General features: G+C 40.8%; 18 protein-coding genes. 2 read left to right on the top strand and 16 right to left on the bottom strand.

Features of this window, described 5'->3' with window-relative positions; all coding sequences use genetic code 11:
* Positions 1–14: 14 nt before the first annotated feature.
* The 13 genes from LKE01_RS00180 to ccpA form a co-directional block, all read right to left on the bottom strand.
* Positions 15–623, bottom strand: coding sequence for a metallophosphoesterase family protein (locus LKE01_RS00180; protein WP_056982569.1), 609 nt, complete (start codon positions 621–623; stop codon positions 15–17).
* A gap of 121 nt (positions 624–744) precedes the next feature.
* Complete coding sequence (locus LKE01_RS00175; RefSeq protein ID WP_056982567.1) at positions 745–2,127, bottom strand: amino acid permease; 1,383 nt, start codon at positions 2,125–2,127, stop codon at positions 745–747.
* 103 nt (positions 2,128–2,230) lie between these two features.
* Positions 2,231–3,430, bottom strand: a complete 1,200-nt coding sequence (locus LKE01_RS00170; protein ID WP_056982566.1) for an acetate/propionate family kinase — start codon at positions 3,428–3,430, stop codon at positions 2,231–2,233.
* Between the two features lie 46 nt (positions 3,431–3,476).
* Positions 3,477–4,487 carry a class I SAM-dependent methyltransferase gene (locus tag LKE01_RS00165; RefSeq protein ID WP_056982564.1) on the bottom strand — a complete coding sequence of 337 codons (1,011 nt, stop codon included), beginning with the start codon at positions 4,485–4,487 and terminating at the stop codon, positions 3,477–3,479.
* 93 nt (positions 4,488–4,580) lie between these two features.
* Entirely contained in the window at positions 4,581–4,850 is a 270-nt protein-coding gene (locus LKE01_RS00160; RefSeq protein WP_056982562.1) for a hypothetical protein, read from the bottom strand.
* Positions 4,786–5,121 (bottom strand): ComGF family competence protein, encoded by a 336-nt coding sequence (locus tag LKE01_RS00155; RefSeq protein WP_225364640.1) that lies wholly within the window; start codon positions 5,119–5,121, stop codon positions 4,786–4,788. Before LKE01_RS00155 ends, LKE01_RS00160 begins: the two co-directional genes overlap by 65 nt.
* An 85-nt stretch (positions 5,122–5,206) precedes the next feature.
* On the bottom strand, positions 5,207–5,389 hold the full coding sequence (locus tag LKE01_RS00150) for a hypothetical protein (protein ID WP_056982560.1): 183 nt from the start codon (positions 5,387–5,389) through the stop codon (positions 5,207–5,209).
* Positions 5,376–5,828, bottom strand: a complete 453-nt coding sequence (locus LKE01_RS00145; RefSeq protein WP_056982558.1) for a pilus assembly FimT family protein — start codon at positions 5,826–5,828, stop codon at positions 5,376–5,378. The genes LKE01_RS00150 and LKE01_RS00145 overlap by 14 nt, the downstream gene beginning before the upstream one ends.
* Positions 5,812–6,126: a competence type IV pilus major pilin ComGC gene (gene comGC / locus LKE01_RS00140; protein ID WP_054768993.1), complete on the bottom strand. Its 315-nt coding sequence runs from the start codon at positions 6,124–6,126 to the stop codon at positions 5,812–5,814. The genes LKE01_RS00145 and comGC overlap by 17 nt, the downstream gene beginning before the upstream one ends.
* A 1-nt stretch (position 6,127) precedes the next feature.
* Positions 6,128–7,189: a type II secretion system F family protein gene (locus LKE01_RS00135; protein ID WP_056982557.1), complete on the bottom strand. Its 1,062-nt coding sequence runs from the start codon at positions 7,187–7,189 to the stop codon at positions 6,128–6,130.
* Positions 7,119–8,090, bottom strand: a complete 972-nt coding sequence (gene comGA / locus LKE01_RS00130; protein WP_056982555.1) for a competence type IV pilus ATPase ComGA — start codon at positions 8,088–8,090, stop codon at positions 7,119–7,121. Before comGA ends, LKE01_RS00135 begins: the two co-directional genes overlap by 71 nt.
* A 111-nt stretch (positions 8,091–8,201) precedes the next feature.
* Positions 8,202–8,933, bottom strand: coding sequence for a YebC/PmpR family DNA-binding transcriptional regulator (locus LKE01_RS00125; protein ID WP_056982553.1), 732 nt, complete (start codon positions 8,931–8,933; stop codon positions 8,202–8,204).
* A gap of 179 nt (positions 8,934–9,112) precedes the next feature.
* Positions 9,113–10,114: a catabolite control protein A gene (gene ccpA, locus LKE01_RS00120; RefSeq protein ID WP_056982551.1), complete on the bottom strand. Its 1,002-nt coding sequence runs from the start codon at positions 10,112–10,114 to the stop codon at positions 9,113–9,115.
* A gap of 227 nt (positions 10,115–10,341) precedes the next feature.
* Between ccpA and LKE01_RS00115 the strand changes: the two genes are divergently transcribed.
* Positions 10,342–11,442, top strand: a complete 1,101-nt coding sequence (locus LKE01_RS00115) for a M24 family metallopeptidase (protein ID WP_056982549.1) — start codon at positions 10,342–10,344, stop codon at positions 11,440–11,442.
* A gap of 36 nt (positions 11,443–11,478) precedes the next feature.
* Here the strand turns inward: LKE01_RS00115 and LKE01_RS00110 are convergent, their stop codons facing one another.
* Entirely contained in the window at positions 11,479–11,940 is a 462-nt protein-coding gene (locus tag LKE01_RS00110; RefSeq protein WP_054768994.1) for a YtxH domain-containing protein, read from the bottom strand.
* Between the two features lie 21 nt (positions 11,941–11,961).
* The gene (locus LKE01_RS00105) at positions 11,962–12,378 is read right to left on the bottom strand and encodes a DUF948 domain-containing protein (RefSeq protein WP_056982546.1); all 417 of its coding nucleotides are present in this window, start codon (positions 12,376–12,378) and stop codon (positions 11,962–11,964) included.
* Between the two features lie 136 nt (positions 12,379–12,514).
* Between LKE01_RS00105 and LKE01_RS00100 the strand changes: the two genes are divergently transcribed.
* A complete protein-coding gene (locus tag LKE01_RS00100; RefSeq protein WP_054768995.1) occupies positions 12,515–13,399 on the top strand; it encodes a mechanosensitive ion channel family protein in 885 nt (294 codons plus the stop codon).
* 70 nt (positions 13,400–13,469) lie between these two features.
* Here LKE01_RS00100 and cbpB read toward each other — a convergent pair whose 3' ends face one another.
* Positions 13,470–14,003: a cyclic-di-AMP-binding protein CbpB gene (gene cbpB / locus LKE01_RS00095; RefSeq protein WP_054768996.1), complete on the bottom strand. Its 534-nt coding sequence runs from the start codon at positions 14,001–14,003 to the stop codon at positions 13,470–13,472.
* Positions 14,004–14,023 lie beyond the last annotated feature (20 nt).

The following is a 14,023-nucleotide window of genomic DNA, read 5'->3' as shown; positions in this document are numbered from 1 at the left end:
TCCAATCCGTTTAATTAATGTCGTTTTGCGAAATCCGTGGCCTTTCCTTCAACCATTTCTTCAATTTCAGCTTGAGAAAATGGGGTTCCAAAAGGTGGCTTTTTCTTAAGATAATCAGTTTCCGGAGTATCAACACCAACATTGATGTTCTCCTTGATTGGGACCGCATAGTGATGAATGTGGCCGTGTAAATTGATAATCTGTTTGACAATTCCCATCATCATTGGGTAGTGGGTCATATAATACTGACGATGATTCATTTTAATCAGGACGCCGACATCGTGAAATTCAAATTTCTGATGATTGCCAACGGGGTGATTATGCTTTTCCAAATATTTGAATAAAGCCCGTGAATCATGGTTGCCTTTGATTAAAACCAGGCGGCCATTTAATTGATCCAATACCTCAAAGATTTTTTCCAAAGCAACTTTTTCTGGTCGGGTATGCAAAATTGCAATATCCCCCAGATGATAGACGACATCGTTTTCACCAACTCGGCGATTCCAATTTTTAATAATGGTTTCGTTCATGTCCTCCACTGTTAAAAATGGCCGTGGAGCAAATTCGCTCATTCCCAGCAAGCGTTCATGAAAAAAATGCGTGTCAGCAGTAAAAAATTGCATGAACAGGTCTTCTTTCGTACATAAGTTATATCATTAATGATACCACCCAAGACAAATTTAGTAATTAGAAAGTATTCTCAAACCAATAAGAAAGCCAGGACAATAACGCCCTGGCAATTGATCATTCTTCTTCTATGTCTTTAACTTTATCGGTCAGGCTTTTAAATACAAATAACCCAATCAGCCAGATAACCGACCCTACCAGCGCAATCAAAGTATCAGTTTTAAGTGTTAAGACGAATGCGACAAAGACCATAAAGATCAAAACAAAGTAGTCAGTCAACGGGAAAAGTGGCATCTTAAATTTCAGCTTTTTCTCCCTGCCAGCCTTTTGGATGCTTCTTCGATATTTCAAATGAGCCAACACAATCATTCCCCACACAAACAGGAAACAAGTCGTTGCAACACTGGAAATAAATGAGAAGACATCCCCAGGCATCATAATACTCAGCAAAACAATCACCGCAATCACGGCTGTTGAAAACAGAATTGCGTTAAAGGGAATCTGTCTCCGAGATAGTGAGCCAACTTTCTGACTGAATTTCGATTTACCGTTATACGTCAGGGAAAACAACATTCTCCCCGTTGTAAACAGTGAACTGTTACATGCTGAGATAGCAGCGGTTAAAACCACAAAGTTGATAATCACCGCGGCCGATCGAATTCCAACACCGGCAAACACCTGAACAAAGGGGCTTGAAGTTGGCGATACATGCTGCCATGGGAAAATACTCATTAAGGCAAGCAATGAACCGATATAAAACAAGAGCACCCGGGTTGGGACTTCATTGATACTCTTTGGAATTGTCACCAAGGGATCCTGGGTTTCAGAGGCAGTCATCCCGATCATTTCAATTCCGGCAAAACTAAAGAGGACCATTTGAAATGATAAAACAAACCCTTTTGCTCCGGTGGCGAAGAAACCACCGTCAACAACGTTCATAAGTGACGCATGACCATATGGCGTCTTGTAGTGAATTGCAACCAGGACAATTCCAATCAAAATCAGGGCAACGATGGCGACGATTTTAATAATTGCCAGCCAAAATTCAGTCTCCCCAAACGCCGATACAGCCACAATGTTAATGATGAACAAAATCAATAGCAGGACTAGCCCCGTTAGCCAGATTGGGATGTTTGGAAACCAAAACTGGACGTATAATCCCGAGGCAGTCACTTCTGCCATGGCAATTGCGATCCAACACATCCAATAAGTCCAGCCGATCACAAAGCCCATTTTTTCACCTAAATATTTTTTAATGAAAAACACAAATGAATTACTTTCTACATCGGACACTAACAATTCACCAAGTGCTCTCATCAGCAGAAAACACGCTAAGCCGGCAATTCCATATGCCAATATAATCGAGGGTCCAGCCAAATGAATTGATTGGCCGGCACCCAGAAACAATCCAGTTCCAATTGTTCCACCAAGTGCAATTAATTGAACATGTCGATTTTTGAGGCCCCGGGACAGTTGATTGTCGTCTTCTTGTTTTTCCACACTGTGCCTCCATTTCTATTTAATCTCATTGTCATGATTCTAAAACAATGGCCGTGATTTGTTATCACGGCCGTTGATTGTGTTATAGATTATCGATCAGAAATTACTTTTGGTCCTTACGTAATCTTTCAATGTCTCGAACGATCATTAATTCCTCATTGGTTGGAATCAACAATGTCTTAACAGTTGAACCGGCAGCGGATAAATCACGTTCTTCGCCGCGAATATTATTCTTTTCAGGATCAACCTTAATACCAAAGTAACCCAACTTGTCAGTAACTTCCTGACGAATCATAATATCATTTTCACCAATTCCGGCGGTAAATACCAAAGCATCAATGCCACCCATTTCGGCAATGTAACTACCAATGTAACGAATGATTCGATTCTTGAAGATTTCACGGGCAAGCATTGCTCGGTGGTTGGTCTTCATAACGCCTTCAATTTCACGCATATCTGCAGAAACACCAGATACACCGACAAGACCTGACTTATGGTTCAAAATATCAACCATTTCATCCATGTCTTTAATGCCGGCCTTTTGCATGACATATTGTAATGCTGAAGGATCAACATCACCAGAACGAGTTGCCATTGTAATTCCGGCAACTGGTGAGAAGCCCATTGAAGTATCAAATGACTTGCCGTCTTTAATCGCGTCGATTGAAGCACCGGCACCCAAATGAAGAACAATTAACTTCAAGTCTTTTAATGGTTTGCCCAATAAAGCAGCTGCCCGAGCAGAAACATAACGGTAGCTGGTTCCGTGAGCACCATACTTACGAACTTGATACTTTTGGTAATATTCGTAAGGCAAACTGTACATGTAGTTGACTTCAGGAAGTGTGGTATGGAATGAAGTATCAAATACAGCGACACTAATCGTGTTAGGGAGAATCTTCTTGAACGCCTTGATTCCAAGTAATGCAGCAGGTTCATGAAGTGGTGCAAACTCAGTTAATGATTCAATCTTCTTGATAACATCATCATCGATGACAACTGAATCAGGAAAGAGTTCACCTCCGGCAACGATTCGGTGACCAACACCGGTAATTTCGTTGTAGTCCTTAATGATATCCAGGCTTAACAGTTTATCAAGAACAAGTTGAATAGCTTGTTCGTGGTTGTCAATATCTTCAGTATCTTTGAACTTTTTACCGTCGCCGTACTTGATAGAAACTTCTGATGCACCCAAACCAATTCTATCAATAGCACCGCTTGAAAGAACCTTTTCTTCGGGCATTTGGAACAATTTGTACTTCAAAGTAGAACTACCAGCGTTAATTGCAATTGATTTTCCCATAATAAGTAATGCTCCTCTGTTTTTTTAAAATACTAGATAAACAATTTTATAATAAATCCTCTTGTTCCCAATCATCAATTTCGGTTAGGAACTTGGTAAAGGCTTGTTGATCCTTAAATGATGGAAATTCTCCCAACATAACCGGATCAACCTGTTTGGCACCATTGCCGGAATTTTGCAGAATTAAAATGGCCTTTTGAGCGGCACTGTTTTGGAACAGTTCCTTCGGCAAATTCAGTAATCCCTGCAAATAAACTTTTCCCTGCATCCATTTAAGCAACTGTTTGGCTTCAGTCGTCTGAAACAGCTCACTTGGTACCAGAAAGAATCCAAAGCCGCCTTTTTTAACGTGCTTCATGCCAAACTCAATCAGCAAATGATGAACATAGGAATGTCCGGATTCGGAATGGGTCTCGAATCCTTTTGCATTTGCGTCAATCGGATAATAGCCGATCGGTAAGTCACTCACGACTGCATCGACAACGGGTGCCAAAACATTTTGAATGGCGTCCTCATGGAACAGCTCCGCATGAATTTTTTGCAGTTCAACGGAATCGGCTGCCAATTCAAACATCGCATCGTCATTTTCAATTCCGGAAATTGTTGGGGTAACCCCAATACTTGTCTCAAGTTGGTGGTAAATCGCCGTTAAAAGATTTGCGGTTCCCATAGCCGGATCAAGAATGGTTAATTCCTTTTTGCTGTGGAAAATTCCGGAAATGATGTAACCAATAACATTCGCAATTGTGTCCGGAGTTATTTGATAATTTGCTTGAATCTTATCAATTCTAATGGCCTTTAAAAATGCCATCTGAATTCCTTTACGAATCGTTTCGGCAGTATATTGATCGGCATCAAAGTCTGCATAAATATTAGTCAGCTTTTTTGCATCAGCTGAAGTCAATCCTTCAAAATCGTTATCATCACTCTGCATAAATGAGAGTGTATCGATTAACGAATCCAAATACGATTGATCTTCAGCTTTTTGAATTAGCTCAGATGAACTGTCCAAGATGCTAAAAAGCTGTTCGATCTTTCCTTCAGCCAGAACTCTCAACTCCTTTATCCAATAGTTGAACACTATTAAATACTACCAGATAAGTTGTTAATAATTCAAGTTAGATTGTCATTTTAAAACAAAAAGCAGCCACTATTCGTGACCACTTGTGCGTTTGAAATGAACATGTTTGTGGTGCTTTGCCTGAACCACTCGTTGACGCATCATTCGTTCCTGCTCAGTGATTTGCTGAATCGATCCCAGCTCTTGCTTGTATGCTGCAAGCTGAAAAATTAAGCAGGACAACAAAACACCGACAAAAATAACAGCCACCACTGTTAATGAGCCATTTTTATATTTATCGTTTTTTGAACGGTATTTTTGAATACGATGAACACTTCTGACCATTTTCAAATGTGACATCAGTCCGCAAACACCCCCTGTCTTTGCACCATCTCACTTGGCGGATATTGGGCAGCAACGGCATGTGGCCCTTGTATGAACCGGTTAATCGAATCATATCTTGATACTGCTCAACTTTGTACGGTTTATGATTTGTTCGACTATATAAAAGGCACCGGTTAAAATCACATTTTTGAATTTCAAATTCATATCGATCCGATTCCAGCAGACTTAAGTACGAATGAAAGTGAATGACATTCTGGCTGTTTACATTTCGGGTACAGGAAATCATCACCGTAATCATGCAAATTGCCAAGACGCTGATAACAACGCTGACCAGTCCTTCAATCAACAGATAGCCGGGCTTGCTTCGATGATCATTTTTCCATGATTTCAGCTTCATATCTTGCCCTCTCAGAAATCATCACCTGTTCACTGGCGTCGATCTTTTGATTCATTTGGTGAATCGCTTGAATATAAAACAAACTAAACGTGCAGATAATGGTTAGGCCGATCAATGAATCAACGATTGTAAAAGCCGGTACTTTAGTTTTTCTCAACGTGATAACCACTCCATCCCATCTGAACTTTCTGATAATATTTCACCCGGTTGTTTTGATCCAACCAGATAACCGTTGTTGGCGCCGAAAAACCGTCCTGATAAGCATAAAGATTTCTAACACGACTGACATGCATGGTGTTTGGAATTTTAAGGATTTCTACTTTATGGTTTTCATCGGTTGTCGGTTTCAGATACGAGGGTGCGAAAATAATTTTCTCGTCCTGAATGACAATGCGATATGAAATGTCATTGGCCTTGGCATTTAAAGTCATCCGAGTCCAGGTGCTTTGAAAAGAGTGCCAAAAAATTGTTTCGCTGGCATTTCCAGACTGGACAACTTTGATCAGCATAAGATTAATCATCAACACACCGATGACCACACCCAAATAGACAATTAGTTCAACAACAGTAAACCCGGTTCTACTTTTTAACTTCATTATGACTAATTTTTAATCCTTCATCTTTAGCCTGCTTAATCTGTTTGGCCGTCAAATAGCCGCCCTTTGCCAACTCCGGAAAGCTCACGGTCTTGGCCATTGGATGTTGACTGAAGTAGGCATCGATTTGGGCTTGGACAACTTCAGTCATTGCCGAAGAATGAACCGATTGCGCATGCTTTCTTTGATTTGAAAGATTTGGAATAATAATGAGAATCAGCAACGAGATAATAAATAGGACAATTGTCATTTCAATTAATGTAAAACCACTTCGCATCTTTTTAACCTGTTTTTTCATTTCAATACATTCCCTTCACTGAGTTATAAATTGGTATTAACAGTTGAAAATAGGTTGAAACAATCGTAATGCCAATGACGATAAACATTGCCGGCTGAATGAATCCGATCATCTTGTCGGTCGCAAGAATCATCTCGTCAAACATTAGCCGCGAATAGGCCGTCATTGAATTGGCCATTTCTGGAATCGTATTGCCGGAGCTCATGAATTTAACGATTTCATTTGGAATAAAATTATGTCGATCCACCAGGCCTTTGAACGATCGGCCTTCAAGTAACGTTGTGTGAAGTTTTTCTCCGAGCAAATGAATCAGAGAACCCGATTTAAATTCGGATAATATCGCATAAATTTCCTGAACACTGAGCCCATTTTTCAATAGCGTCGCCAAATTACTGGCCAAATAGTAGGCAATGTACTTTCTGACAAGTTTGCCGACAAATGGAAGCTTCACAATCATTTGAGCTTGAGTAATTGCATCTTTTCGGCTCCAGCAAATAACGGCGCCGATTAAACTGACGACAACTGGCACCGGCAGCCATTTGAGAATCCTGAGATACCCAGTCGATTGATAGTCCGCGCCGACATTCGGCATAAGCTCGCGAATCTGTGGAAAAACGTATAGTCGAATCATCAAAATAAGGACGCCTAGAATACAACAGAGAAATAACGGATAGATCAGCATCGCCTTAATCTTCTTTAATTGCTTTAATCGCAGCCGGTCAAACTTTGCCAACTCATTTAAAATCTCGCTTAGTTGACCGTGCTTTTCAGCAATCAGCAACTGATGATACGCTTGGGTTTCAATCAATGGCCGAACGCCTTCAGAAAAATCATTTCCACTTTTCAGAGAAGCAATGATTCTTCCAACTCCGCGGGCCAACTGATGATCAGTTTCGGCGATAAACTTCAATGCTTCAGTTAAGGAAAATCCGATCGACAATAGGTTTGCCAATGAATCAAAAAAAGCTGCCTGAATTTGGACCGGCCATTTTTTAACCGAGTTCGAATCGTTTTGCAGTTTCGGGTGTAACCAGCTTGTTTTCAACAGCTGTTGATAATCCATCCTGCCATTCACTCCAGTCATAAGATTTAAGATTTTCAAGTTCGAACAATTCATGCGCCATCAGCATGGCTCTTTGGCCACCATCAACGGTTGGAATTAAGCGTTGATAGGCAATTCCCGTCAGGGCTTGAGAAATAAAAGCGTCACTGATTCCAAGCTGCTTGAGCCTTTCAATGACTCCCAACGGATCTTGAGCATGAACTGTTGTATATACCAAATGTCCGCTCAGTGCGGCCTTAATTGCAGCTGAAGCGGTCATTGAATCGCGAATTTCACCGACAATAAAGACGTCCGGCCGATGACGCAACCCCACCTTAATCAGGTCAGTGTAATCCATCCCCGCATCATGATTGACCTGTAACTGCAGAAAACGGGGTTCTTTAATTTCAATTGGATCTTCGATGGTCATCACAAACTGGTCTGTCACCAGCTGTTTGACCAAATTGTAAATGGTCGTGGTCTTCCCTGAACCGGTTAAACCTGAAAAAACGATCAATCCCCGTTTACGACTCATTTCAGAAATGAACTGAATCTGGCCTTCATTAAAAAAGGCGGTCTGAACATCATCCAAGTGGTAAATAATCCGGATGACCAGTGATTCCAATCCATTAAAATTTCCCACGGAAGAAAGTCTTAAAAAGTATCGTTCATCCCCACGCGACCAATCCATCGATCCAATTTGCGGCCGCCGTTGTTCGCTTAATGCCATATCGGCAATGTATTTGCAATAATTCATCATTCGCCTTGCCTGCAGATAACTTAGCCGTTTCCAAGTGGTTACTTGGTGTTGATTTCGGATTTTTACCAAATACCCATCATTATCGGGCAAAAAGTAAATATCACTTGCCCGTTTATTAACAGCGTCGGTTAAAAGCAGATTGACATGTTGACTCATTTCCATTAATTTCACCTCACGCATATTACATACGAAGGGAAACTGGTCTTTTATTTTTTTAGACAAAAAAAGATGACTAATCAAAAGATTAGTCATCTCACTTAAAGGATTATTAATTTATTCCTCTGGTAATTTAGCTGCTTCATAAACGTCTTGAACATCGTCATTTTCTTCAAGTTCGTCAATTAAGCCGGTGTATTGAGGAATTTTGTCTTCGGGAACATCGGTTGTGTTCTCAGGGAACAAACGAACTTCAGCAGTATCAGTATCGTAACCCTTCTTTTGCAAAGCATCACGAACTGTGTCCATTGACTTAGGGTCAGTGAAGATTTCGTATGCGTCATCACTGGTCTTCATGTCATCGGCACCTGCGTCAAGTGCGTCCATCAACATTGTATCTTCATCGGTATCGAGACCATCACGAAGAATAACAATGTAGCCTTTACGATCAAACATATATGATACTGATCCGCTGGTTCCAAGAGTTCCACCATGATGAGTAAATGCTGAACGAATTGCAGCAGCAGTTCGGTTCTTGTTATCCGTCAAAGCTGAAACCATGATGGCTGTACCACCAGGACCATAACCCTCATAAGTAATTTCTTCGAATTTGGCTCCACCAATACCTGAGGCCTTATCGATTGCACGTTGAACGTTGTCCTTAGGCATGTTGGCAGCCCGTGCTTTTTCCATCACTAGACGTAATTGAGGATTATTTTCTGGATCAGGATCACCTTTTTTAGCGGCTTGATACAAGTCACGTGATATTTTTTGGAAGATCTTTCCACGTTTAGCATCCTGAGCGTTTTTACGCCCTTGAATGTTATGCCATTTTGAATGTCCTGACATAATAACTCCTCTTTTCTAAAATTTATTAGCTGATTATAAACATACGACAACATTTTACCAGATACGACCACCTGTTTCAAGAAAGCATAGCCATTATCTGTCTGATTCCTAAAAAATATTGAGTAGACAAAATGAGTGTCCCTGTCTGGGATCACTCATCATCATTCTAATGAGGCTTTTTATTTAGTTGATTCGCGCTTCATCAAACCATAAGGCAACAAAACGTCCTTTTCATCAACTGGCTCGTTATGCATCAACTTGGTAAGCAGACGCATTGCAACGGCACCAATATCATACAAAGGCTGAGTAATGGATGACATCTTTGGTCGAACCATTTCGGTCAACTTCGTATCATTACTGGTAATAATTTCAAAGTCGTCAGGCACCTTTACGCCGGCATCCGACATCCCATTCATAATTCCAGCTGCCAATTCATCATCAGTTACCATTGCTGCAGTGGCGTTAACTGACATCAGTGCAGGTTGAAGCAAAGTTCCGGTCTTGTATGTATCATCCGTTTCGAAGACCAGCTTGTCGTCATAAGGAATTCCCGCACTCTTCAAGGCCTGTTTGTAACCCTTCAGGCGGAACTGACCATTAATGGCTTGTTCCAAAGGTCCACATACAAATGCAACCCGCTTGTTACCGCGATCAATCAGGTTCTTAACCTCTTCTTGAACAGCGGCGGTATAGTCGATATTAACTCGGGCATAGATGTTCTGCTCATCAACTGAACCGGCAAAAACGATTGGGGTCTTGGTCCGTTTAAACTCTTCTCGGAGTTTATCGGTAATCTCATTACCCATGAAAATAATGCCGTCCACTTGTTTTGACAGCAAAGTGTTAAGAACATTAACTTCTTTTTCACCATTTGAATCAGAGTTGGTCAAGATAATATTGTACTTGTACATTGTAGCAACATCATCAATTCCACGTGCCAATGAAGCAAAGTACATGTTGGTCACATCAGGAACGATTACACCGACAGTTGTCGTTTTCTTACTTGCCAAACCTCTGGCAACAGCGTTAGGTCTGTAATCCAGTTTTTCAATAACATCCAGAACTTTTTTCCGAGTTGCCGGCTTTACATTGGCATTTCCATTGACTACTCGAGAAACGGTTGCCATCGAGACACTAGCTTCTCTGGCAACATCATAAATTGTGATTGTTTGTTTGTCCATAAAGATAGCCCTTTCTTTCTCGTTAGAATATGTTTTCATCGATTTTCAAAACATCATCTAATATACCAAATAAAAAGGTTTTCAGCAAATTGAAAACGTTTTCAGTTAAATCATAAACTAAGATTGCTGAAAATTCAAGTGAAAACGGAACTTTACGGCGATAATCGTAAATAAATTCAAAATAATTTGATATGATATACTGTTTTTAAATAATAAGGAGTGATTCCATGAATAAGATAGAAAAAATCCAAAACTGGCTGGCTGAAAATGGCCAAGACATTGCTTTGGTAACCGATCCTAAGACAATTCAGTACCTCACCACTTTTTACAGCGATCCAGTTGAACGAGTGCTCATGATGGTTATTTTTAAAGACCACGAGCCCTTCATTTTTGGCCCTGCGTTGGAAACGGAAGCTATCAAGGATACTGGATGGACTTCTCCGGTTTACGGCTACCTGGACCATGAAGATCCATGGGTCATGATTGCCGATCGCGTCCACGAACGCAATACAGCTGACACTCATTTTGCAATTGAGAAAAATCAGCTGTCAGTTACTCGTTTGGAAGCTTTACAACAAGTATTTCCAAATGCGGACTTTTCAGCTAATTTAACACCATTTGTTGAACAAATGCGCTTAATCAAGTCTGATGACGAAATTGAAAAATTAAAGATTGCCGGAAAATGGGATGATTTTGCCTTACAAAAAGGCTTCGAAGCCGTCAAAGTTGGTAAAACCGAAGATCAAATTGCTGCTGACCTGCAGTACGCTTTGATGCAAAACGGCATCATGGAATTAAGTTTCCCTTCATTGGTTCAAGCAGGTGCGCACGCAGCTGAACCGCATGGCGCAACCAGTGAAAACAAGGTTCAAAACAACCAGCTTGTTCTGTTTGATTTGGGGACTGTCTGGGATGGCTACATTAGTGATGCTTCAAGAACAATTGCCGTGGGTAAACCTGATGAAAAATCGATGGATATCTACAAGGTTTGTCTGGAAGCTCAGTTGTCTGCTCAAGCTGCTGCCAAGCCCGGCGTCACCGCAGAGGAGCTTGATAAAGTTGCTCGAGACGTCATTTCAAAAGCCGGCTATGGCGAATACTTCATTCACCGACTTGGTCATGGAATGGGCATGAGTGAACATGAATTTCCATCCATTATGGCCGGAAACAAGATGGAGCTCCAGCCAGGCATGTGCTTCTCAATTGAACCTGGAATTTATATTCCAAACGTTGCCGGAGTTCGAATTGAAGATTGTGTTCACATTACAGAAAATGGCTGTGAGCCATTCACGCACACAACCAAAGAATTACGATATATTGAACAATAAGGCAAAATAAAAAAGCAACCGTAACGGTTGCCTTTTTTATTTATTGTCATCACTGTCATCAGTGATCGGAATTTCATTTTGACTGTCGTCATCTTTATGTGGCTGTGGATCAAGATCATCGGCAGAACTTGGAATGCCACTGTCTTGGAAAGCATCCTTGGCATCAACAACGATATCGTCTTGATCATCCTGATCATCAACATCATCATCAGACTGCTTTGATGTAAATCCCTTTGCTTTATCGGCAAATTGAGATTTGGCATCACTAACAGTGCCCTTGGTGTTTTCCATTTCATCATGAATGACGTCTTTCAAATCGCTCACAGCGTCGTTGGCGTAGAATGCGTAGTCAACTGCCCGATCACGTAACTCATCGGCCTTATCCCGTGCATTCCGCTTGATTTCGGCTTTCTTTGCTTCATCCAACTTTTGATATGCTGCATACAAACCGGCCCCTAATGCACCGGCAAATAAACCTAACGCTAATTTTTTACCCATTATAATCATCCTTTCAAATCATTACTTCGTGGTCTTTTGTGAATTGTGTCGGTTGCGGTACATGTTCCACGCACCCTTGCCAAATTTTCCGGCAAGACCTCCGGAAACACCCTTCTTCCCAGTGTTCTTTACTCGCTTGGTCAGATTTTGGGTTGCGCTGTTTAAGCTTGAAACACTTTCACCTAAATCAGCTGCAGCTTGGAATACGGGTGTCACAATATTCAACTTTTCGTCAACATCTTTAACCAAATCATTGGAAGTTGACATAATTTTATCAGTTTGCTTGGCAATGACATCTACGTTACTGGTCATTGTCCTAATTGTTGAATTTACTTCTGAGATAGTTCTGCTTACCTTTAGTAAAAATAGTCCGATAAAGATTACCAAAAGCAAAAATGCAATTGCGGCGATCAGGCCGGCGATTTGTCCAGCTGTCATCATTCTTCCTCCTTGTGCAACATTTACTTAAGAATAGCATTCCAACAATGGTTTGACAATGAAAATGAACGGGGAATGGTTTCTTTTACCCACCCAATTTGCTAAGATAATGGTATATACAAAGTGAGGAATCGCGATGATAAATAACTTGAATTTGATAACTTTAGGAATCAACTGGCAAAAATATTTTCATATGGTCGATTGGGACCGCTTGGCAATGACGATCTTGGAAAAGGTGGTCCTGTTAATCCTGTTTACCATCCTCTTTTTAGTCTTTAAGCGGATTGGTAAAGGCGTCATCAACCACTTTTTCAAACGTTACCGGATGAAATACCAAAATACGGTTGCTGAAAAGCGAATTAAAACGTTCCACACGTTGACGATCAATATTTTGAACTATTGCTTATGGTTCTTCTGGATCTACTCCATCCTGTCAACAATCGGGGTTCCTGTTGGGACGCTGGTGGCATCTGCCGGAATCTTCAGTTTAGCGATCGGTCTTGGCGCCCAGGGATTTGTGACCGACATTGTGAGTGGCTTCTTTATCCTATTGGAAAAGGAAATTGAAGTCGGTGAATATGTTCAAATTGGCACAATCAAAGGAACGGTAACTGCTGTTGGGATTCGAACAACCCAAGTGGTCGGCGATGACGGAACGTTAAACTTCATCCCCAACCGGACAATTACCACAATTGCCAACATGTCCAGAAATAACATGACGGCCATGATTCAAGTTGGAATCTTCCCGCAAACCCCCGTCGAAAAAGTGACCGAAATTATTCGAAAAGTCAATGATAAAGAGGTTCCCAACTACCCCGATATTGTTGGCAAACCCAAGATTTTAGGGACCATCAGCCTGCCGAATGGCAAGTTGGTTATCCAAGTCAACATTACAACTAAAAATGGCAGCCAATACGAAGTTTCCCACAACTTTTTGGCATTTTATCTTGCCGAGATTAATCGTGCTGGAATCGAACTTCCATCAAGTCCAACGCTGGTTTCCGGACAGGCTCATTCATGATTTTGAATATTATTTTATATGTAAAAACGGATGTGGCAATCATTGTCACATCCGTTTTTGATTAAAAGCTTTATCTATTAATAATCCCTTTTGTTCCTTGAACTTTCGCCTTTTTAGTTTCACTGGTCGATTTATGGTTATAAACCGGCAATGCAATGTAGTGTTTATTGAAATTATGCGCAAGAAAATTAATTTCTTTGAAAAGCTCACGACGGGTAATAATTCCCTTAAAGTGATTGTCCGAATCAACAAACACCAGAAAGTTCTCATCAACGAGGTAACGCATAATTGCCTCCAGATTGTCCCGCTCATAAATGGTTGGCACATCTTTTTGCATTATTTGTTTAACTTTAACCGATTCCAATGGCCGACTGGTGATTCCAGTATCTTGAAGCATCAGTTCTGTGATCATTGGTAAAGAAACCAGTCCTTTGAAATGATTATCATTATCCAGAACCGGAATCTTGGCGTATTTAACCTTTGTCAGAACCATAAAAACATGTTGGAGATTATTATCCTGATTAACGGTCGCAACCAGGTCGGCGGGAATCAAAATATTCCGCTTGCTTTCTCTCATGACAGTTTCAATCGGTTTATCGATCATGTAAAAGTAGACTCCTTTTC

It is taken from the genome of Lentilactobacillus kefiri, assembly GCF_007989105.1.
In the GTDB taxonomy this organism is placed as follows: domain Bacteria; phylum Bacillota; class Bacilli; order Lactobacillales; family Lactobacillaceae; genus Lentilactobacillus; species Lentilactobacillus kefiri.
This window is presented reverse-complemented; position numbering and strand designations above follow the sequence as displayed.

Excerpts from the sequence above, each read along its gene's own strand:
- LKE01_RS00180 (WP_056982569.1), bottom strand. The coding sequence starts at position 623 with ATGCAATTTTTTACTGCTGACACGCATTTTTTTCATGAACGCTTGCTG.
- LKE01_RS00170 (WP_056982566.1), bottom strand. The coding sequence starts at position 3,430 with ATGGGAAAATCAATTGCAATTAACGCTGGTAGTTCTACTTTGAAGTAC.
- LKE01_RS00160 (WP_056982562.1), bottom strand. The coding sequence starts at position 4,850 with ATGTCACATTTGAAAATGGTCAGAAGTGTTCATCGTATTCAAAAATAC.
- LKE01_RS00155 (WP_225364640.1), bottom strand. The coding sequence starts at position 5,121 with ATGATTTCCTGTACCCGAAATGTAAACAGCCAGAATGTCATTCACTTT.
- LKE01_RS00145 (WP_056982558.1), bottom strand. The coding sequence starts at position 5,828 with ATGAAGTTAAAAAGTAGAACCGGGTTTACTGTTGTTGAACTAATTGTC.
- comGC (WP_054768993.1), bottom strand. The coding sequence starts at position 6,126 with ATGAAAAAACAGGTTAAAAAGATGCGAAGTGGTTTTACATTAATTGAA.
- LKE01_RS00135 (WP_056982557.1), bottom strand. The coding sequence starts at position 7,189 with ATGGATTATCAACAGCTGTTGAAAACAAGCTGGTTACACCCGAAACTG.
- comGA (WP_056982555.1), bottom strand. The coding sequence starts at position 8,090 with ATGGAAATGAGTCAACATGTCAATCTGCTTTTAACCGACGCTGTTAAT.
- LKE01_RS00125 (WP_056982553.1), bottom strand. The coding sequence starts at position 8,933 with ATGTCAGGACATTCAAAATGGCATAACATTCAAGGGCGTAAAAACGCT.
- ccpA (WP_056982551.1), bottom strand. The coding sequence starts at position 10,114 with ATGGACAAACAAACAATCACAATTTATGATGTTGCCAGAGAAGCTAGT.
- LKE01_RS00115 (WP_056982549.1), top strand. The coding sequence starts at position 10,342 with ATGAATAAGATAGAAAAAATCCAAAACTGGCTGGCTGAAAATGGCCAA.
- LKE01_RS00110 (WP_054768994.1), bottom strand. The coding sequence starts at position 11,940 with ATGGGTAAAAAATTAGCGTTAGGTTTATTTGCCGGTGCATTAGGGGCC.
- LKE01_RS00105 (WP_056982546.1), bottom strand. The coding sequence starts at position 12,378 with ATGACAGCTGGACAAATCGCCGGCCTGATCGCCGCAATTGCATTTTTG.
- LKE01_RS00100 (WP_054768995.1), top strand. The coding sequence starts at position 12,515 with ATGATAAATAACTTGAATTTGATAACTTTAGGAATCAACTGGCAAAAA.
- cbpB (WP_054768996.1), bottom strand. The coding sequence starts at position 14,003 with ATGATCGATAAACCGATTGAAACTGTCATGAGAGAAAGCAAGCGGAAT.